15 protein-coding genes are annotated in these 19742 nt (G+C 56.3%); 6 read left to right on the top strand and 9 right to left on the bottom strand.

What is annotated here, in order from left to right; genetic code table 11:
• Nucleotides 1–20 precede the first annotated feature (20 nt).
• Complete coding sequence (locus tag ABEH87_RS04370) at nucleotides 21–1016, bottom strand: 2-hydroxyacid dehydrogenase (protein ID WP_346574232.1); 996 nt, start codon at nucleotides 1014–1016, stop codon at nucleotides 21–23.
• Between the two features lie 187 nt (nucleotides 1017–1203).
• Between ABEH87_RS04370 and ABEH87_RS04365 the strand changes: the two genes are divergently transcribed.
• The 3 genes from ABEH87_RS04365 to ABEH87_RS04355 are packed head-to-tail and all read left to right on the top strand — an operon-like array spanning nucleotide 1204 to nucleotide 4343.
• Nucleotides 1204–3834 (top strand): YdbH family protein, encoded by a 2631-nt coding sequence (locus ABEH87_RS04365; protein WP_346574230.1) that lies wholly within the window; start codon nucleotides 1204–1206, stop codon nucleotides 3832–3834.
• Nucleotides 3818–4009: a YnbE family lipoprotein gene (locus tag ABEH87_RS04360; protein ID WP_346574229.1), complete on the top strand. Its 192-nt coding sequence runs from the start codon at nucleotides 3818–3820 to the stop codon at nucleotides 4007–4009. Before ABEH87_RS04365 ends, ABEH87_RS04360 begins: the two co-directional genes overlap by 17 nt.
• A gap of 10 nt (nucleotides 4010–4019) precedes the next feature.
• Complete coding sequence (locus ABEH87_RS04355) at nucleotides 4020–4343, top strand: YdbL family protein (protein ID WP_346574227.1); 324 nt, start codon at nucleotides 4020–4022, stop codon at nucleotides 4341–4343.
• Between the two features lie 66 nt (nucleotides 4344–4409).
• Here ABEH87_RS04355 and ABEH87_RS04350 read toward each other — a convergent pair whose 3' ends face one another.
• Nucleotides 4410–5015, bottom strand: a complete 606-nt coding sequence (locus ABEH87_RS04350; RefSeq protein ID WP_346574225.1) for an FMN-dependent NADH-azoreductase — start codon at nucleotides 5013–5015, stop codon at nucleotides 4410–4412.
• A gap of 236 nt (nucleotides 5016–5251) precedes the next feature.
• On the opposite strand from ABEH87_RS04350, the gene hrpA reads away from it, so the two are divergent.
• Nucleotides 5252–9151: an ATP-dependent RNA helicase HrpA gene (hrpA, locus tag ABEH87_RS04345; protein WP_346574224.1), complete on the top strand. Its 3900-nt coding sequence runs from the start codon at nucleotides 5252–5254 to the stop codon at nucleotides 9149–9151.
• Nucleotides 9152–9183: 32 nt separating this feature from the next.
• Here hrpA and ABEH87_RS04340 read toward each other — a convergent pair whose 3' ends face one another.
• The 5 genes from ABEH87_RS04340 to rstA all read right to left on the bottom strand — a co-directional run bounded on the left by ABEH87_RS04340 (nucleotide 9184) and on the right by rstA (nucleotide 14531).
• Nucleotides 9184–9990, bottom strand: coding sequence for a serine protease (locus ABEH87_RS04340; protein WP_346574222.1), 807 nt, complete (start codon nucleotides 9988–9990; stop codon nucleotides 9184–9186).
• Nucleotides 9991–10280: 290 nt separating this feature from the next.
• Nucleotides 10281–10790, bottom strand: coding sequence for an acid resistance repetitive basic protein Asr (gene asr / locus ABEH87_RS04335; RefSeq protein ID WP_346574220.1), 510 nt, complete (start codon nucleotides 10788–10790; stop codon nucleotides 10281–10283).
• A 218-nt stretch (nucleotides 10791–11008) separates the two neighbouring features.
• A complete protein-coding gene (locus ABEH87_RS04330; protein WP_346574218.1) occupies nucleotides 11009–12493 on the bottom strand; it encodes a carboxypeptidase M32 in 1485 nt (494 codons plus the stop codon).
• 20 nt (nucleotides 12494–12513) lie between these two features.
• Entirely contained in the window at nucleotides 12514–13803 is a 1290-nt protein-coding gene (rstB, locus tag ABEH87_RS04325; RefSeq protein WP_346574216.1) for a two-component system sensor histidine kinase RstB, read from the bottom strand.
• Nucleotides 13803–14531, bottom strand: a complete 729-nt coding sequence (gene rstA / locus ABEH87_RS04320) for a two-component system response regulator RstA (protein WP_346574215.1) — start codon at nucleotides 14529–14531, stop codon at nucleotides 13803–13805. The genes rstB and rstA overlap by 1 nt, the downstream gene beginning before the upstream one ends.
• A gap of 166 nt (nucleotides 14532–14697) precedes the next feature.
• Between rstA and ABEH87_RS04315 the strand changes: the two genes are divergently transcribed.
• Nucleotides 14698–15138 carry a hypothetical protein gene (locus tag ABEH87_RS04315; protein ID WP_346574213.1) on the top strand — a complete coding sequence of 147 codons (441 nt, stop codon included), beginning with the start codon at nucleotides 14698–14700 and terminating at the stop codon, nucleotides 15136–15138.
• A 3-nt stretch (nucleotides 15139–15141) separates the two neighbouring features.
• Here the strand turns inward: ABEH87_RS04315 and ABEH87_RS04310 are convergent, their stop codons facing one another.
• Nucleotides 15142–16533 carry an amino acid permease gene (locus ABEH87_RS04310; RefSeq protein ID WP_346574211.1) on the bottom strand — a complete coding sequence of 464 codons (1392 nt, stop codon included), beginning with the start codon at nucleotides 16531–16533 and terminating at the stop codon, nucleotides 15142–15144.
• Nucleotides 16534–16743: 210 nt separating this feature from the next.
• Nucleotides 16744–17694, bottom strand: a complete 951-nt coding sequence (gene ydgH / locus ABEH87_RS04305) for a DUF1471 family protein YdgH (protein ID WP_346574210.1) — start codon at nucleotides 17692–17694, stop codon at nucleotides 16744–16746.
• Between the two features lie 517 nt (nucleotides 17695–18211).
• On the opposite strand from ydgH, the gene pntA reads away from it, so the two are divergent.
• Nucleotides 18212–19741, top strand: a complete 1530-nt coding sequence (gene pntA, locus ABEH87_RS04300; protein WP_346574208.1) for a Re/Si-specific NAD(P)(+) transhydrogenase subunit alpha — start codon at nucleotides 18212–18214, stop codon at nucleotides 19739–19741.
• The last annotated feature ends 1 nt before the right edge of the window (nucleotide 19742 follow it).

The raw sequence follows: 19742 nt of genomic DNA, 5'->3' as shown, positions 1-19742 counted from the left end.
CCCCGACCCTTATGCACGGGTTATCCTGCGTTCAGCACGTTCGCGCACGGCTCGCCTTTGTCCAGCAGACGCAAATTCTCCAGCGTCGTCTGTGAAATACTGGTCAGCGCCTCGGCGGTCAGAAAAGCCTGATGGCCGGTAAACAGCACGTTGTGGCAGGCCGACAGACGGCGGAAGATATCATCCTGAATCACGTCGTTCGATTTATCCTCAAAGAACAAATCACGTTCGTTTTCATATACATCCATACCCAGTGCGCCAATTTTTTGCTGCTTCAGCGCGTCTATTGCCGCCTGTGAGTCTATCAGCGCACCGCGGCTGGTGTTAATCACCATCACACCGTCTTTCATCTGAGCGAAGGCGCCGCTGTCCAGCAGATGATGGTTATCCTCCGTCAGCGGACAGTGCAGGGTGATCACGTCGGACTCGCGAAACAGCGTTTTTATATCGACGTACTCGGCACCCAGCTCCAGCGCCTGCGGGCTTGGATAAGGGTCGAAAGCCAGCAGTCGCATGCCGAAGCCTTTCAGAATACGGAGTGCTGCAATACCAATTTTTCCGGTGCCAATCACCCCGGCGGTCCGGCCGTGCATGTTAAAGCCAATCAGACCTTCCAGGGAGAAGTTAGCATCACGGGTGCGTTGATAGGCCCGGTGAATACGGCGGTTCAGGGTCATCATCATCCCCACCGCATGCTCAGCCACGGCTTCCGGTGAATAGGCCGGAACGCGCACCACCTGCAAGCCTAACTCACGGGCCGCGTCGAGGTCGACATTGTTAAAACCGGCACAGCGCAGGGCAATATACTTCACGCCTAATTCAGCCAGCTCTTCTAATACTTTACGGCTGCCGTCGTCGTTGACGAAAATGCAGACTCCCTCACAGCCTACGGCGTTTTTCGCCGTGGTTTCGTTTAACAGAAAGTCGAAAAACTCCAGTTCAAAGCCATAGTCTTCATTGACCTGCGTAAGGTATTTCCGGTCATACTGCTTAGTGCTATATACCGCAAGTTTCATCGCCTTTTTCCTTTAGCCGTGCGTAAGTCATCAGGCAGTGTAACAATTAATCTCCTGCGCGGCAGGGGGGAAGCGGTTTACCTGCGGAAAAAAGTAGCGAGTCGGTTGATTATTGGCGAAAAACTTCACCCTGCCGGCATTCCGTGCCATCATTTACGGGATAATCACGGACTGAACAGGATGTTCCATGAATCGGGGCTGGAAAGTCGCGCTTGCCGTACTGATGTCAGCTGTCCTGCTGCTGACCGGTATTTTTCTGACATTGACCCACTGGCTACCCCGACTGGCCGGCATCTGGCTGCCTGCAGAAACGGCGATCACGCTTGATGGCCGGCTTCACTGGCAGCAGGGCGCGCTGCGTTTGCCCGCAGCCCATTACTATGTGGGTGACTGTGAGCTGGCCAGTGTCAAAGGCGTCGCGCTTAGCTATCGCCAGGCGCGCTGGCAGCTTGTCGTCGATGTTGCTACCGTCGAGACCGCCTGTGCGGCCCGTCTCGCTACGGATGACAACCACACCGCGCCGCGCACGCTGGCTGACTGGCAGCAGATGCTGCCCAGTGCCAGCGTCACCGTTAAACAGTTAACCCTTAATCCCTGGCAGAACTGGGCGGGTCAGCTACAGCTGGAACTTGACGCCGGGCAACAGCATCTGCGTTATCAGGGAAAAAATCTGTCACTGGAAGCCCGGCTGAACGGGCAGCAGCTGGTGTTGCAGTCGTTTAGCGTGCAGGCACCCGGTGTGCCGGAACCCATCAGTCTCAGCGGTACGCTGACGCTGCCAGCGATCCCCGATACGGTTCCCGACCGGGGGGCATTACAGGGCGATCTGGCACTGGCTGGTGTACCCGAACCTCTCCATCTTCAACTGCAGTGGCAGCAGTTACAGGGGCGGCTGATGGTTACGGCTAAAAATCAGCCGCAGCCGCTGTTGACGGTTCCCTGGCAGATCACGCCTGAAACCTTTGCTGTACAGCAGGGCGAGTGGAGCTGGCCGTGGGCCGGGCAGCCGCTCTCCGGCGGATTTACGCTGACAGGAAAAGGCTGGCAGCAGGGATTGCAGGCGACCGAAATTGTCGGCCGTTTCAACCTGCTGACTCAGGGGCTGGGGGGGAAAGGTAACGTGGTCCTGACCCTCGGACCTGGTCGGCTTGACTGGCTCAACAGTCAGCTGCCGTTCCGGTTAACGGGTGACAGCAAACTCGACAGCCTGCAATTTTTTGCCGGCCTGCCGGGGGAACTGCGTGGGCCGCTAACCGACCCTCAGATTTTGATGCATCCCGGCGCGCTGCTGCGGATGAAAGGGCGCCTGTTGTCTACTCTGGAAGTCGATGAAGCGCGCTGGCCGCTGGCGGGCGTGTCCATTTCCTCCGCCGGTATCGACGGGCGCTTACAGGCCATTCTCAGCGCACACGATAGCGAAACGGGCCGTTTTCGCCTGCATCTTGACGGGCGTGCCAGTGATTTCTGGCCGGATAAAGGACAATGGCGCTGGCGTTACTGGGGCGATGGTTTCCTCAACCCGCTGGCGGCAAAATGGGACGTTAAAGGGCAGGGGCGCTGGCAGGATAGCCTGATTGAACTGACATCGCTCTCCACCGGTTTTGACCAGCTGGCTTACGGCAGCGTCACGATGCGTGCCCCCAGGCTGACGCTGGACGCCCCGGTTCGCTGGCAGCGTGACCCGCAAACACCGACCTTCGACGGGCAGCTAACGCTCAAGGCGCAGGAAACACGCTTCAGCAGCGGCGGATTCCTGCCGCCGTCCACCCTGAGATTAACGGTGAAAGGGCGCGATCCGGCAGGGTTCCAGCTTAAAGGCGACCTGCATGCGAAAAAAATTGGCCCGGTTCAGGTCAGTGGACGCTGGGACGGTGAGCGTTTGCGCGGCCAGATGTGGTGGCCGGAACAGCCGCTTAATGTGTTTCAGCCGCTGCTCAGCCCTGACCTGAAAATGGCGATTCAGGGCGGTACCCTGAAAGCGCTGGTCGCATTCTCTGCCGCCAGCGATCAGGGGCTGGAGGCAGGAGGGCACTGGCTGGTCAGCAACGGCAGCGTCCTGATGCCTGACAACGAATTTAACGGCATCGATTTTTCCCTGCCGTTCCGGCTTAAAGCCCATGAATGGCAGTTCGGCGTACACGGGCCGGTGTCGCTGCGTATCAAAGAAATTAAAAACCAGTTTGCCATGCAGAACGTTACCGCCGATCTTCAGGGCTGGTATCCGTGGAGCGAGAATCGCCCGCTGACGCTCAGTGATGTCAGTCTCGATGTGCTCGGTGGCACCCTGAGCATGGCCAGCTTACAGATGCCGCAAACCCAGGCGGCAACCGTTAAGCTCTCGCACCTCAGTCTCTCTGAACTGGTCAGCGCGATGAATCTCAAACAGATTGCGATGTCCGGTTATATTAACGGCGCGCTGCCGCTGTGGTTAAACAACACCCACTGGCTGGTGAAAGATGGCTGGGTGGCCAACAGCGGCCCGCTGACGGTGAGAATGGATAAAGATATGGCCGATGCCATCAGCAATAATAATATTGCTGCCGGTGCGGCCATCGACTGGCTGCGTTACATGGAGATCTCACGCAGCTGGGCAACGCTGGATCTCGATAATCTCGGCTGGCTGAAAATGACCGCTAAAGTCGATGGCACCAGCCGTTTCAGTAACCGTAACCAGCGGGTGGCGCTGAACTACAGCCAGCAGGAAAATCTGTTCCAGCTCTGGCGCAGCCTGCGCTTTGGCGATAACCTGCAATCCTGGGTGGAACAGAACGCCACCCTGCCATCGCAAAAGGAAAACAGTGATGAAAGCCCTGATTAACCTGTGGATCGTAAGCGGCATTTTGCTTCTCTGCGGGTGCATTCCGCGTATTGAAGTGGCCGCGCCAAAAGAGCCCATTACCATCAATATGAACGTCAAAATCGAGCATGAAATTCATATCAAGGTGGATAAGGACGTGGAAGCGTTATTAAAAAACCAGAGCGGCTTGTTCTGAGGTGCAGACAATGAAACGACTTTACTGCGGGTGGTTACTGGGCTGTTTGATGATGTCGCCAGCGGCGATGGCACTGACGCTGGATCAGGCCAGGGAGCAGGGGCTGGTCGGTGAAACGCTGAATGGCTACATTGCCGCTGTTCAGCAGAATGCCGAAACCCAGGCGCTGGTAAAACAAATTAACCAGGGGCGCAGTAAGGAGTATCAGCGACTGGCTGAGCAGAACAATCTCACCACGCGCGATGTGGCCGACATTGCCGGGAAGAAACTGGTTGAGAGAGCGAAACCAGGAGAGTACGTGCGGGGAATTAACGGTCAGTGGCTGAAGAAATAGCGGCGGCACCGACACAGTGCCACCGCACAGGTTGAGGAGGGTAAACTCAACCTGAAATTACGCGAATCAGGCGGTAACGATCTGCGAAATCACGTGTTTTGCATCACTGGCCGCCTTAGCCGCCACTTCCGGGCCGTAGCCAATGCCTTCCGCGAAGACGAACTGCACGTCGCTCATGCCCAGGAAGCCCAGGAGCAGGGTCAGGTAAGGGGTCAGCAGGTCGCTTGGGGTATCTTTATGAATGCCGCCACGGCTTGACAGTACAACCACTTTTTTCCCTTTGATCAGGCCTTCCGGACCCTGCTCGGTGTAGCGGAACGTAACGCCTGCACGGGCAACCAGGTCGAAGTAGTTTTTCAGCTGAGTTGGGATGTTGAAGTTGTACATCGGGGCGGTGATAACGATAGTATCATGCGCCTGCAGTTCAGCGATCAGTTCATTGGACAGGTCCAGTGCTTCCTGCTGACGTGGGGTCAGGGCAGCATCGGAAGGACGCAGAGCGCCAACCAGTTCGCCGTCCAGAACAGGAATCGGGTTGGCCGCCAGGTCACGTTCAGTGACTTCGTCGCCTGGGTGCGCTGCTTTCCACTCGGAAACCAGGTGATCGGCTAACTGACCAGACTGAGAATAACCGGCAAGAATGCTTGATTTCAGTACTAATACTTTGCTCATGGTTTTTTTCCTGTTGATGTCATGCGGAACGTTGCCCGCTCAATGAATGACACTCTACGGATAAAAAGCCGTGAGTGTAAGTGCGAGTTTTCGATATCAATGTTCGAAAATATTGAATAAGACGCGCCGGGCAATTAAAACGCTAAGTGCTTGTCTGTGTTACACTACGCCTAATTCTCAATCCATTTTCAATCCATGTTGCCTCTGTCATCGGCAACAAAGTGAGTTCTACTAACATGTCTGACACGCCACAATCTGCTCTGACCCCGCTGTTCTCACGGCTGGATTCGCTGATGCTGCGCGATCGCCAGCGCCTGCAGCGCCGTCTGCACGGGGCAAAAAAAATTAAAAACCCCGCGTCTCTCCAGGCGCTGATTGAGGAAATTAGCGGGGATATCACCACGGCGGAACGGCGTGTCGATGCCCGCCGCGCCGCCGCGCCTGCCATCCGCTATCCGGAAAACCTGCCGGTCAGCCAGAAGAAACAGGACATTGCCGATGCGATACGCGATCACCAGGTGGTGATTGTGGCCGGGGAAACCGGGTCAGGTAAAACCACGCAGCTGCCGAAAATCTGCATGGAGCTGGGGCGGGGGATCCGCGGGCTGATTGGTCATACTCAGCCGCGCCGTCTGGCAGCGCGAACCGTCGCTGAACGTATTGCGACAGAGCTTGAGACATCGCTCGGCGGCTGCGTGGGCTACAAAGTGCGTTTTAACGACCAGGTCGGAGAGACGACCCAGGTAAAACTGATGACCGACGGTATCCTGCTGGCTGAAATCCAGCAGGATCGCCTGCTGATGCAGTATGACACCATCATTATTGATGAAGCGCACGAACGCAGTCTGAATATCGATTTTCTGCTGGGCTACCTGCGCGAGCTGCTGCCCAAACGCCCCGATCTGAAGGTGATCATCACTTCAGCGACCATCGATCCTCAGCGTTTTTCACGTCATTTCCATAATGCACCGGTGATTGAAGTTTCCGGGCGCACTTACCCGGTCGAAGTGCGCTACCGTCCGGTGGTGGAAGACGCAGACGACACTGAGCGTGACCAGTTACAGGCTATTTTTGACGCCGTTGATGAACTGGGCCATGAGAGTCGGGGCGACATCCTGATCTTTATGAGCGGGGAGCGCGAAATTCGCGATACGGCGGATGCCCTGATGAAGCGCGACCTGCCGCATACGGAAGTGCTTCCGCTGTATGCGCGCCTGTCGAATGCCGAACAGAACCGCGTGTTTCAGTCTCACGTCGGGCGGCGCATTGTGCTGGCTACCAACGTGGCGGAAACCTCCCTGACCGTGCCCGGCATCAAATACGTCATTGACCCCGGTACGGCGCGCATCAGCCGCTACAGCTTCCGCACCAAAGTTCAGCGCCTGCCTATCGAGCCGATATCACAGGCGTCGGCCAACCAGCGTAAAGGGCGCTGCGGCCGCGTCTCTGAGGGGATCTGTATTCGTCTGTACGACGAGAATGATTTCCTCAGCCGCCCGGCCTTTACCGATCCGGAAATTTTGCGTACCAACCTCGCCTCGGTCATCTTACAGATGACCGCGCTGGGGCTGGGCGATATTGCCGCGTTCCCGTTTGTGGAAGCGCCAGACCAGCGCAATATTCAGGATGGCGTGCGCCTGCTGGAAGAGCTGGGCGCGATTACCCTGAAGGAGAATCAGCACTATCAGCTGACAACCTCCGGGCGGGCGCTGGCGCAGCTGCCGGTGGATCCGCGCCTGGCGAAGATGGTGCTGGAAGCGCAGAAATATGGTTGTGTGCGCGAAGTGATGATTATCACCGCAGCCCTGTCGATTCAGGACCCGCGTGAGCGACCTGCGGAGAAAAAGCAGGCATCTGACGAGAAACATCAGCGATTTGCCGATAAAGACTCTGATTTCATCGCCTTTGTTAATCTGTGGAATTACGTACAGGAGCAGCAGAAGGCGCTGTCATCCGGCCACTTCCGCCGCCTGTGTAAAACCGACTATCTCAACTACCTGCGGGTGCGTGAGTGGCAGGATATCTATACCCAGCTGCGCCAGGTGGTGCGGGAGCTGGGGCTGCCGGTGAACAGCGAACCGGCGGAAATACGCGAAATTCATACGGCACTGCTGACCGGCTTACTGTCGCACATAGGGCAAAAAGATACCGACAAGCAGGAGTTCACCGGCGCGCGTAATGCCCGCTTTGCGATTTTCCCCGGCTCCGGGCTGTTTAAAAAGCCGCCGAAGTGGACGATGGTCGCTGAACTGGTGGAAACCAGCCGGCTGTGGGGGCGCATTGCCGGCCGCATTGAGCCGGAGTGGATTGAACCGATCGCGCAGCATCTGCTGAAACGGAGCTACAGCGAACCGCACTGGGAAAAAGCCCAGGGTGCGGTAATGGCCAGTGAAAAAGTCACACTGTATGGCCTGCCCATTGTGGCGGCGCGCAAGGTGAACTATGGCCCGATCGATCCGGTCCTGTCGCGTGAGCTGTTTATCCGCCACGCGCTGGTTGAGGGCGACTGGCAGACGCGGCACGCCTTCTTTAAAGCTAACCTGAAGCTGCGTGCAGAAGTTGAGGAGCTGGAACACAAATCCCGCCGCCGCGATATTCTGGTGGATGACGAAACCCTGTTTGAGTTTTACGACCAGCGCATCAGTCCTGACGTCGTCTCGGCCCGTCATTTCGACAGCTGGTGGAAAACCGCCAGCCGCGAAGCGCCCGACCGGCTCAATTTTGCCCGCGAGATGCTGATTAAACAGGGGGCGGAGAACGTCAGTAAACTCGACTATCCCAACTTCTGGCATCAGGGCAACCTCAAGCTGCGCCTCAGCTACCAGTTTGAGCCCGGCACAGATGCGGATGGCGTCACGGTGTATGTGCCGCTGCCGCTGCTGAACCAGGTGGAGGAGAAAGGTTTCGAGTGGCAGATCCCCGGCGTGCGTCGTGAACTGGTGATAGCGCTGATTAAATCGCTGCCAAAACCGTTACGCCGTAACTTTGTCCCCGCGCCAAACTACGCCGATGCCTTCCTGGGGCGGGTCACCCCGCTGGAGCTGCCGCTGCTGGAGTCGCTGGAGCGTGAGTTTCGCCGTATGTCGGGGGTGACTCTCGATCGCGAAGCCTGGCAGTGGGAACAGGTGCCCGATCATCTTAAAATGACCTTCCGCGTCGTCGATGAAAATAACCGCAGGCTGGCGGAAGGCAAAGATTTGTCGGCGCTGAAGATACAGCTGAAAGGGAAAGTTCAGGAAACGCTGTCACAGGTGGCGGATGACGGTCTGGAGCAGAGCGGGCTGCATATCTGGAGCTTTGGCGACCTGCCGGACCATTTTGAACAAAAACGTGGAAATTACAGTGTTAAAGCCTGGCCCGCGCTGGTCGATGAGAAGGACAGCGTCGCGATCCGCCTGTTTGACTCGCAGCATGAGCAGCAAAAGGCGATGTGGCGCGGACAGCGGCGTTTGCTGTTGTTAAATATTCCCTCGCCGATTAAGTATCTGCATGAAAAATTACCCAACAAGGCCAAGCTGGGGCTCTATTTTAATCCTTACGGCAAGGTGCTCGACCTGATTGACGACTGCATTGCCTGCGGGGTGGATAAACTGATCGCTGAGTCTGGCGGTCCGACCTGGCAGGAGCAGGGTTACGCTCATCTGCACGATAAAGTGCGGGCCGAACTGAATGACACGGTGGTGGAGATAGCCAAAAAGGTCGAGCAGATCCTGACCTCGGTATTCAACATCAATAAGCGTCTGAAAGGGCGTGTGGATATGACCATGGCGCTGGCGCTTTCCGATATTAAAGCGCAGATGGGGGGCCTGGTGTATCGCGGGTTTGTTACCGGAAACGGCTGGAAACGGCTGGGCGATACGCTACGTTACCTGCAGGCAATTGAGCGCCGCATGGAGAAGCTGGCGGTCGATCCACACAGCGATCGGGCGCGTATGCTGAAGGTGGAGTCCGTGCAGCAGGCGTGGAATCAGTGGTTTAACAAACTGCCGCCGGAAAGAAAAGATGATGAAGAGGTGCAGAATATTCGCTGGATGATTGAGGAGCTGCGCGTCAGTTTCTTCGCGCAACAGCTGGGAACGCCTTATCCCATCTCTGAAAAGCGCATCCTTCAGGCCATGGAGCAGGTGGTAGTGTAACGGTGCCCGCCATTGACGGCGGGCAAGCGTATTTACTGCGCCAGCGCTTCCAGGCTGTCGCGGAATGCGGTAACGGCAATTGCCCGGTTATCGGCCAGATAGCGGTCTTTTGCTGCGGGTGCTGAACTCTGTACTGCAATCAGCTGCCATGCGCCGTCAACCTTCAGCAGCAGGGGGGAGCCGCTGTCGCCCGGCAGGGTATCGCACTGGTGAGACAGCACGGTTTTTTGCGCCCAGCCAGTGACCAGGCAGTCGCTGTGGGAGTAGAGCGTATCAAGATGATCTTCCGGATAGCCCGCCTGCGTGACGCGGCGACCGGCGGTTTTTAACGCGGCAGTCAGATCCTTACGTGACCCGTTAAACAACGGGATGGGAACAATACCCGATGGAGGATTACGTAACACAATCAGGCCAAAATCATAGGGTGCAGCCGAAGACGGGACAATCCAGCCGTCGCCATCTGCTTTCAGTTTTTTCCCCAGAGCAGGATCAACCCTTGCTTCAATATCGTGAATCTCATAGCGCCAGCCACTGTTTTCACTGGAAATAAAACGCAGCGCCACGGCTTTATCCGGTTTCCCCGGAGGAGAGAGCAGGCAGTGACCGGCGGTCAGGGCCAGATGAGGGGCAATCAGGGTGGCGCTGCACAGATTACCGCTTTCCGTTTCCAGCTGGCCGATGGCTTCCCACGGTGCCGAGGCGGTATTTTCAACCGGCTGGCGATCGTCTTTTCCGAAGAATAACGTTTGAGTATCGGCCTGGCTCCGCTCACCCTCATCGGCATGGGAATAGAACGAAATGGCCAGGCAACCTATCAATAACACAGCGGTCAGACGCATATTTTTCTCAGGCTGGAAAAACGTGGATATTAGTGGTTATGTTAGTGCAGTAACTATAGACGGATAGTGGCACAAAAGGGAGATTAATTTGGAATATCAGCACGCTACAGAAACAGATATTACAGGTAAAAGCTGGCAGCCACGACACCGCAAATAATCATCGTCACCAGAATGATTTCGAATAAATAGCGACGCACCATCATCCGAAACTCCTCAAAGAAACACCCGGTAAGACCGGGTGTTTGAGTTAATTCATGTGCGTGGAGTGGAGAACACCCCGGCCGTCGTTGTTACGCTTTAGGCGCGGTTTTCTTAACTGCTTTGTGGTGTTTTTTAGCGGCCTGAGCTTTCTGAGCGACAGGTTTTTTAGCCGCTTTGTGATGCTTTTTAGCCGCCTGCGCTTTCTGTGCTACAGGTTTGGTGGCTGCTTTGTGGTGCTTTTTAGCGGCCTGAGCTTTCTGTGCTACAGGTTTGGTTGCCGCTTTGTGATGCTTTTTAGCCGCCTGAGCTTTCTGAGCGACTGGCTTAGCTGCCGCTTTGTGGTGCTTCTTAGCGGCCTGAGCTTTCTGCGCTGGGGCTTTTTTCGCTTTGTGGTGTTTTTTAGCGGCCTGAGCTTTCTGTTCAGCGGCTTTCTTGTGTTTCTTAACGTGATGTTTGGCAGTGGCTTTCGCTGGTGCCGGTGCAGCCGTAGTGGAGGTTGCTACCGCTGGTGCAGCTGGAGCCGCAGTGGTTTCAGCAGCAAACGCAACAGAAGACAGACCCATAGTAGCAGCGACAACCAGAGCAAATAATTTTTTCATTGCAAAACCCTCAAGGTGTTTAGTTCAGGTGTCAGCCCACTCTGGGGCCGGTGAAAAGACTATAAGGGAATGAGAGAGGGCTTTCCGTGAGTGATTGGTATCGGCGTGTAACCGATTGTACGAACGGGGGGTTGGGCGTTTAAACACGGGCGGACATAACCCGCCCTTTGGCCTGTTGTCTGGGCAAACAGGGTCAGGCAAGCCTGACCCGCGTCCGCTTATTTCAAATAACGGCTTTCCAGATGCTGGCGGAAATACTGAGGATTCAGATCTTCTCCGGTCGCGTTTTCAATCAGCTGCCGCGTGCTGAAACGGCTGCCGTGCTGCCAGATGTTCTGCTGTAACCAATTAAATACCGGCTGCAGTTCACCCTGGCGGATCTGCTCGTTGACCTGAGGAATGGCGCGTTTCAGGGCCTGGAACAGCTGTGCGGCGTACATGGCACCCAGCGTGTAGGTCGGGAAGTAGCCAAATGCGCCGTCAGTCCAGTGGATATCCTGCATACAGCCATCACGGTAATTACCGCGCGTATCCAGCCCCAGCCACGACAGCATCTTTTCATCCCACAGCGCCGGGATATCGTCGACTTCAATCTCACCGGCGATCAGCGCACGTTCAATTTCATAGCGCAGGATCACATGCGCCGGGTAGCTGACTTCATCGGCATCAACGCGGATCAGGCCGGGCTTCACGCGCTGATTAAGCGCAATAAAATTGCTCTCTTCCATCTCAGGGCGATCGCCCAGCAGCTGTTGTACCTGCGGGCGGATAAGGCTGAGGAATTCCGGGCTGCGGCCCAGCTGTTTTTCAAAGAACAGGCTCTGGGATTCGTGGATCGCCGTTGAACGAGCCAGTGCCACAGGCTGATCGGCCCACTGTTTCGGCAGATTTTGCTCATAGCGGGCATGGCCGGTTTCATGAATCACCCCCATCATGGCGCTGATAAACTCCGCCTCGTTATAACGGGTGGTGATGCGCACGTCCTGGGGCACGCCGCCGCAGAACGGATGGGCGCTGATGTCCAGACGTCCGGCATTAAAATCAAAACCCAGCTGCTGCATAATCGCCAGCCCCAGCTGCTGTTGGGCCGCCTGCGGGAAGGGACCGGCAGGACGATCGACTTTCTCGTCAGCCTGCTGCGCCACGATTTTTTGTAACAGGTCAGGCAGCCACTGCTTCAGGTCGCCGAAGGTTTTATCGAGTTTAGCGCTGGTCATGCCGGGTTCGAACACATCGAGCAGAGCATCGTAACGTGAGTTGCCGCTGGCCTGAGCACGGATCTCCGCCTCTTCACGGCTCAGCTTTACTACCTCTTTGAGATTCGCGGCGAACCCTGCCCAGTCATTGGCCGGCCGCTGCTGGCGCCAGGCATGTTCACAGCGTGACCCGGCAATTGATTTGGCTTCTACCAGCGAGGCGGGCAGCAGTGATGCCTGCTGCCAGGCGCGCTGCATTTCGTACAGGTTAGCCTGCGCCACATCATCCAGGTCCTCCTGCTGCGCCTGTTGCAGCCAGACACCCACGTCTTTCGCCGTCAGGATTTCGTGGCGCAGTACACTCAGTTCGGCCAGCGCTTCACCGCGTGCCCGGCTGCCACCGGCAGGCATCATTGTCATCATGTCCCAGCCGGCAATGGCAGAAAGATGACCAAAACGGGAAAGGCGCTGGAAGGTACGGGTCAGATTCGCATAGGCAGAAGACATAGAGTTCCTTAATGAGTTCGTTAAGAGAGCAGTGTAGGGGAGATCGGCCAGCAGAAACGCACGCTGGCTCCTCCAAGCGGGCTACTGTCGATGGTGACATAACCACCAAACGCCTGAGCCACGGAATGTACGATAGCCAGACCCAACCCGCAGCCTCCGGTCGCGCGGTCGCGGCTTGGGTCAAGACGAACAAAGGGTTCGAATACGCGCTGACGCTCATCGGGCGGGATGCCCGGACCATCGTCTTCCACCTGCAGAAAAGCGGTATCACCGTCGAACCACAGACCGACGCGCAAACGCCGATCGGCGTAGCGCAGCGCGTTGTTCACCAGGTTATCGAGCACGCGCTCCATCAGGCGGGTATCGGCAACGCCAATATTTTCTCGCTGTGGGGTATCCAGCGTAATGTCAAACCCCGGATTGACCGAGCGGATATCATCCAGCCGCTCGTGTAACCACTCGGCAAGATCGAGGGTTTGCAGATTTAAATCGACCCGCGGACGGTCAAGGCGGGCATAGGTCAGCAGCTCTTCAATCAGCGATTCGAGCTGCCCGATATCCCGGTTAAGTGCGGCTGATTCTGCTTCTGTCAGATTGTCGCTCATTTCCAGACGATAGCGCAGCCGTACCAGCGGAGTGCGCAGCTCGTGCGCGATGCCGTCAATCAACCGCTTTTTACTGGCGACCAGGGTGTTGATATTGTCTGCCATCTGATTAAAGGCAACGCCGAGTCGCAGCAGGCTGGAGGCACTGTCAAAATGAATACGTTCATCCAGATGGCCCTGACCCAGGCGCTGCGCCGCATTTTCCAGTTTCAACATGTCCTGCCAGTGTGGCCGCATCCAGATAAAAACGGGCAGCGCCAGCGAGATGCCAATAAAGGCCAGTAACGCAATATCGAGAATGCGCATCTCATGCAGATAAAACAGATAGGGGATCGGCCCGACCGCCAGCACATAGTGGCTGCGGGGAATATGCTGTAAGAAGGTGTACTCATCGTCCAGCGCCACGATCTCGCCCTGGCGCAGGCGGTGTAACGTTCTCGGATCGAGCTGATATTTGCTCATCGGCTCAATGTGCAGCTTGAACGACAGATTAAGATCGAGGTTATCGATGGTTTTATTCCAGTCGCGCGGGGGGATCTCACGCAGTTCACTGCGCATCAGATACAGCGAGCTTTTCATCAGGTCGTCCATCGACTGACGCCCGGCGCGTTCGGCGGTAAATTTGTACACCAGCCCGACCAGCATCGCCATCACCAGAAAACAGACGAACAGCAGCAGATAAAACTGGATAAACAGCTTCTTCATTACTGCGCATCCCAGGCGTGTGGAGCGAACAAATAGCCTTTATTACGGATGGTTTTAATCCGGTAAGGTTCGGTGGCGCTGTCGAGCAGTTTTTTGCGCAGGCGCGAGATGGCGACATCAATACTGCGGTCCATCCCGTCATAGCTGACGCCGCGCAGGGTTTTCAGCAGCGCATCGCGGTTAAGAATCGACCCCGCATGGGTTGCCAGCTCCCACAGCAGGTCGAAGTCTGCCGTAGACAGGGCAACGATGTCACCAGACAGCATCACCTGGCGGTTAATCGGGTCGATGCTCAGGGTGCCAAAAAGCAGGGCCTTTTGCCCGGCAATACCCGGCGCGATCTCTTCATTCTGGCCGCTGACGCCGGCCTGACGCAAATGCAGACGCAGGCGCGCCAGCAGCACGGCCGGGGGCGTGGTTTTAAGGATATAGTCGTTTGCGCCCATCTCCAGCGACAGAATATGGTTCATATCGCTGTCGAGTGACGTCAGCAGTACGATGGGACCTGACCAGCCGCGGTTGCTGCGCAAATCGCGGCACAGCGTCATACCGTCTTTGCCGGGCAGCATAATGTCCAGCATCACCAGGTCGGGATTGGCCGCGGCAATGGTCTCTTCAGCGCGGTCTCCCCGGCTTTCCACAATCACATCAATGTCATGCCGCCCGAGATAGGCTGCAATCAGTTCACCGACGTCTTTATCATCTTCAACAAATACAATTTTGTTCATAGGGCCGAATATCAGGCGATGGAGAACGGTAGCTTATCCTTTCCTGACCGTAACGACCATTATCCACATTAAATATTGGGGGAGTGTAGTGCAATTCTGGACGAATATGTCATTATATCCCCCGCCTGAGAAGGTGTATTAACAAGACCCGGTTAGGGCAGTTCTTATGTCGAAATGGATAAGGAGAAGAAGAGTGTCAGAACAGAAGCTGGCTTCAGCTGAATACAGTGATCGCATCTGCCTCAACTATATCGATTTCCTTTCCGCCTCCTGTAAAAAGCGCTGGAGCTTTGTGGACGCTATCTACGGGGTGATCCCGTTTTTTGGCATGATCACCCGTAAGCCCGCGAACGCGCCGCGCTCCTCCAGCGAGCCGCTAAAAGATCTGGCACTGCAAATCATCTCCACTCAGGTCAGCGATGAAATTAACATCGCCCGGCTGATCACTCTTGCTCATCAGCAGCAGATTAAGCAGTTTGATATTCAACTGCCTTACCCGCTGTCAGAATCGCAGCTGGTCGCCATTCGCCAGGAGTACGCCCGTCCGCTCGACCTGAAGCAGCGCGACGAGCGTCTGAGCGTGATCATCCCGCTGGTGGCACACTGACCCTTAGTGGGCCAGCATCCAGGCCGCAGGCACTGCGGCAATAGCCAGTAACACCATCATCGATTTCTCTGCCATACACAGTGACCGTGCGCCACGGCCGCCGCGCCGCGCATACAGGAACAGCAGCATCCCCGGTGCGTAAAGCACCACCGACAGCAGCAGATGCATCGGACCTGATGCGTACAGCAGCCACAGCCCGTAAACGCTGGCCCCCAGCGCCACCAGCATGGCCCCCGGCTTGTTTAAGCTGCGTGCCACCTTAAACAGATAGGCGCCGACCAGCAGGTAGGGCACCAGAATCATCTCAGACGCAATCGTCAGCAGCGTATTGTAATCGGAACCCGTCAGCCAGATCAGGATCAGGCACACCTGCACACAGCCGTTGGTCAGCCAGAGCGAGGCGGCAGGGGCACCGCGTTTATTCTGCTGGCTGAGGCCGCGTGGGAAAGCGCCGTGCCGTGCGGCAATTAACGGCACTTCGGCCGCCATAATCGTCCAGCTCAGGTAGGCACCGCAGACGGAAACAATCAATCCGCTGACAATGACCAGGTTGCCCCACGGGCCAATCAGCGAGGTCATCAGCCCGGCCATAGAAGGGTTACGCATTTCCGCTAACTCAGCGCGCGGGACAATACCCAGGGACAGCAGCGTGACCAGCAGATAAATCGCCAGAGCGGCACTGACAGCCAGCAGCGTGGCGCGGCCAACATCGTGGCGGTGTCTGGCGCGGGATGACACCACCACCGCGCCTTCAATACCGATAAACACCCACAGGGTGATCAGCATGGTATCTTTCACCTGCTGCCAGACCGGTTTCCCCAGCGCAATGCCGGTGAAGTCAAAGCGAAAGCGATCGTAGTGGAAGGCGGCGATCGCCAGCAGGATAAACAGCCCCAGCGGCAGCAGTTTCCCCAGCGTCGCCACCAGATTAATACTGGCTGCTGTCTGAACGCCGCGCAGCACCAGCGCGTGTACCAGCCACAGCAGCAGAGAGGCCGCGAGGACCGCCTGCCAGGTATTGCCGTCACCAAAAATGACATGGCCAGGTGAGTCGGTGAAAAAACTCATCGCAGAGAAGACGATCACCAGATAGGAGACATTGGCGATCACCGCGCACAGCCAGTAGCCCCACGCCGAGCAGAAGCCAATCAGCTCGCCAAACCCCGCCTGCGCGTAGCTGAAAATCCCGCCATCCAGCTCGGGTTTTAAACGGCTTAACAGCAGCATCGCCAGCGCCAGCAGCACGATCCCTGCACCGGTGATCGCCCAGCCAATCAGCAGGGCGGCCGGGCTGGCGACGGCCGCCATGTTCTGCGGCAGGCTGAAGACGCCCGCGCCAAGCATTGAGCTGAGTACCAGCGCCGTCAGCGCGCTCAGACCTAACTTTTTGTCCAAAAATAACTCCGCTTACAGAATAAAAAACCAGTTGTCACGACCATGCTGGATTTAACTCAAGATATCAGGCCATAAAAGGCAACGAAATGCCTGAAAGTGGCGGGGGATTCTACGGACTGAGGCGACAGGATGCAATGACTTACTATGCAAAAACAGGCGGGGTTTATTCAGAATAGCGGGGCAGCGGGTAGCTGCCCACGCAGAAACGACTTATTTGAAGAGGTCAGCAGAGACGGTCAGGTTACCGCCGCTCTGATTAGACCACTGGCGGGTGACATGGTAGTACTTAGCACCCTTGGCAATCGCACGACGACCCACTTCTTCAGAGATCTCTGTGGGGGTGCTGAAGTGGCCGGTGAAGGTTACGCTGCCATACGGCTGCATTTGTGCAGCGGTAATCGCATTCACTTCCTGCACGCTTTTACCATCCGGCGTGGTCACGGTATAACGCTTGCCGTTTGAGCTCTGCGTTTCATAGAAACGGCCGACCTTGTTACTCGGGGTTTCACTAGAGGCAACGCCCGGCAGTTCAACGGTCTTCGCGGCTGCACCGCCAGTGGCCAGCGCAGCTTTACCGGCTTCGGAATCGGCCGGGATCAGGTTAGGGGACTGCACCTGACGCTTCGGCGCATCGGACTTATAGATATACGCGGTGATCATCTGATTGCCACCGCTGTTGGTGTCAATCTGGCGCACGATAAAGAACGAGGCAGCCCCTTTCTCTTTGGCCGAGCGGGTGATGGCATCATTGACGTCTGGCTGGCTGCGGAAGAAACCACTGGCACTGACCGTATCGTAAGGCTCAAGAGAGAACGCTTCTGCTTTGGTCAGCTCACGCACACCATTAATGATGCGATCTTTATTTTTTGGCGCGACGGGTGCATCGGCATGATACAGATCGGCGGTCACATTCCAGTTACCGCCGTTGCCGTTGGTATCGTTGATACCCTGAATATAGTAAGAGGCGGCACCCAGAGCGTCAGCACGTTTCGACACGGCGTCACTGGCTTCGTAGATGGCATTGAAACGGCCGCTTATGGTTATCCGATCGAACGGTTTCAGCGCTGCGGCTTTCTCCGGGGTCAGTTCCTGTGCCGCATGGGCGGACAATGCCGTGAGTGACAACAGGGCTGATGCCAGAATGGTATTCTTCAGCTTCATAAAAATTAATCCTTCGCCTTACGCAAATATGAGTACAAAAACGTGCTGGACTCTTGATGTGTAACAGATTAGCGGATGATTATTACATGTAATAATGTTCGCTGTCTCAGCCATTTTGTGTGGAATGAGAGGGCGGCCTTGTCCCGTTTTCAGAGTAATGCAGAATTCTGGCTGAATCGTGTCATTTTCACTGAATTTACCACTTAAGCAGGTAAATACTAACACTTATAACGTTAACGCATTGTTAATCAATGTCTTTTGATGCCCTTAATCTATAAGTGTGAAATTTTATCGTAGCACGTTATGCGCTCTCAACCGCTTAATTCAGGCTCAATATATCGTATCCAGGGGTAAGAACTGAATTTTTATAGCTTAGTCAGTGATTAGCACCCATTGAGTCTGGATCGGAACACGTATTTTCAGTAGGTTGTAACCAGTTTCATACAGGCTGAGCTTCGGTCATCAGGGCCGGAGCCAGGAGAACAAATCATCGTACTCTCTGAAGAAAGGGAAGATTATGCTTATTGGTATCACCAAAGAGCGGTTGCCCAATGAAGCCCGCGCGGCTGCCACACCGAAAACGGTAGAGCAGTTAATCGCACTGGGTTTCAGCGTTGCTGTAGAAAGCGGCGCGGGTAAACTGGCCAGTTTTGACGATGCGGCATTTGAGGCTGCCGGGGCGACCATTACCGATACGGTGAATGTCTGGCAGTCCGATATCGTGTTGAAGGTTAATGCGCCTGACGACGAGGAAATCGCACTGACCCGCGCAGGAAGTACGCTGGTGAGCTTTATCTGGCCCGCGCAGAACCCGGAATTACTGGCAAAGCTGGCGGCGCGCAACGTCACCGTGATGGCGATGGACGCCGTGCCGCGTATCTCACGCGCCCAGTCGCTGGATGCGCTGAGTTCCATGGCCAATATTGCCGGCTACCGGGCGATTGTTGAGGCGGCGCATGAATTTGGCCGCTTCTTTGCCGGGCAGATTACCGCTGCCGGTAAGGTTGCTCCGGCGAAAGTGATGGTGATCGGTGCAGGCGTTGCCGGTCTGGCCGCTATCGGTGCCGGCCGCAGCCTGGGTGCCATCGTGCGCGCGTTCGATACCCGCCCGGAAGTGAAAGAACAGGTGCAGAGTATGGGCGCCGAATTCCTTGAGCTGGACTATGAGGAAGAAGCCGGCAGCGGCGACGGCTATGCCAAAGTGATGTCAGAAGCCTTTATCAAGGCTGAAATGGCCCTGTTTGCCGCCCAGGCGGAAGAGGTCGATATTATTGTCACCACGGCGCTGATCCCCGGTAAACCGGCACCGAAGCTGATCACAGCGGAAATGGTGGCATCAATGAAACCGGGAAGCGTGATCGTCGATCTCGCCGCACAAAATGGCGGAAACTGTGAGCTGACCGTACCCGATACCATCGCCACCAGCCCGAACGGCGTGAAAATCATCGGTTACACCGACCTGCCAAGCCGTCTGCCAGGCCAGTCATCTCAGCTTTACGGCACCAACCTGGTGAACCTGATGAAGCTGCTGTGCAAAGAGAAGAATGGTGAAATTACCATCGACTTCGACGATGTGGTCGTGCGCGGCGTGACGGTGATCCGGGACGGCGATGTCACCTGGCCTGCGCCACCGATTCAGGTTTCTGCAGCGCCTAAAGCCGCAACAACGGCTGCACCGGTGGAAAAACCGGCAGAGAAACCGGCTTCGCCGCTGCGTAAATATGGTCCGATCGTGCTGGCCATTGTGCTGTTCGGCTGGCTGGCGAACGTAGCGCCTGCTGAGTTCCTCTCGCACTTTACCGTGTTCGCGCTCTCTTGTGTGGTCGGTTACTACGTGGTGTGGAACGTCAGCCACGCGCTGCACACGCCGCTGATGTCGGTGACCAATGCCATTTCCGGCATTATCGTGGTCGGCGCGGTGTTGCAGATCGGTCATGGTGGCTGGGTCAGCTTCCTGTCCTTCGTGGCGGTGCTGATTGCCAGCATCAATATCTTTGGTGGCTTTACCGTCACCCAGCGCATGCTGAAAATGTTCCGTAAAAACTGAG

The organism is Erwinia sp. Eh17-17 (assembly GCF_039675725.1).
Taxonomy (GTDB): Bacteria; Pseudomonadota; Gammaproteobacteria; order Enterobacterales; family Enterobacteriaceae; genus Erwinia.
This window is presented reverse-complemented; position numbering and strand designations above follow the sequence as displayed.

Excerpts from the sequence above, each read along its gene's own strand:
- ABEH87_RS04340 (WP_346574222.1), bottom strand. The coding sequence starts at position 9,990 with ATGCGTCTGACCGCTGTGTTATTGATAGGTTGCCTGGCCATTTCGTTC.
- ABEH87_RS04350 (WP_346574225.1), bottom strand. The coding sequence starts at position 5,015 with ATGAGCAAAGTATTAGTACTGAAATCAAGCATTCTTGCCGGTTATTCT.
- ABEH87_RS04360 (WP_346574229.1), top strand. The coding sequence starts at position 3,818 with ATGAAAGCCCTGATTAACCTGTGGATCGTAAGCGGCATTTTGCTTCTC.
- ABEH87_RS04330 (WP_346574218.1), bottom strand. The coding sequence starts at position 12,493 with ATGTCTTCTGCCTATGCGAATCTGACCCGTACCTTCCAGCGCCTTTCC.
- rstA (WP_346574215.1), bottom strand. The coding sequence starts at position 14,531 with ATGAACAAAATTGTATTTGTTGAAGATGATAAAGACGTCGGTGAACTG.
- pntA (WP_346574208.1), top strand. The coding sequence starts at position 18,212 with ATGCTTATTGGTATCACCAAAGAGCGGTTGCCCAATGAAGCCCGCGCG.
- ydgH (WP_346574210.1), bottom strand. The coding sequence starts at position 17,694 with ATGAAGCTGAAGAATACCATTCTGGCATCAGCCCTGTTGTCACTCACG.
- rstB (WP_346574216.1), bottom strand. The coding sequence starts at position 13,803 with ATGAAGAAGCTGTTTATCCAGTTTTATCTGCTGCTGTTCGTCTGTTTT.
- ABEH87_RS04355 (WP_346574227.1), top strand. The coding sequence starts at position 4,020 with ATGAAACGACTTTACTGCGGGTGGTTACTGGGCTGTTTGATGATGTCG.
- hrpA (WP_346574224.1), top strand. The coding sequence starts at position 5,252 with ATGTCTGACACGCCACAATCTGCTCTGACCCCGCTGTTCTCACGGCTG.
- asr (WP_346574220.1), bottom strand. The coding sequence starts at position 10,790 with ATGAAAAAATTATTTGCTCTGGTTGTCGCTGCTACTATGGGTCTGTCT.
- ABEH87_RS04315 (WP_346574213.1), top strand. The coding sequence starts at position 14,698 with ATGTCGAAATGGATAAGGAGAAGAAGAGTGTCAGAACAGAAGCTGGCT.
- ABEH87_RS04365 (WP_346574230.1), top strand. The coding sequence starts at position 1,204 with ATGAATCGGGGCTGGAAAGTCGCGCTTGCCGTACTGATGTCAGCTGTC.
- ABEH87_RS04370 (WP_346574232.1), bottom strand. The coding sequence starts at position 1,016 with ATGAAACTTGCGGTATATAGCACTAAGCAGTATGACCGGAAATACCTT.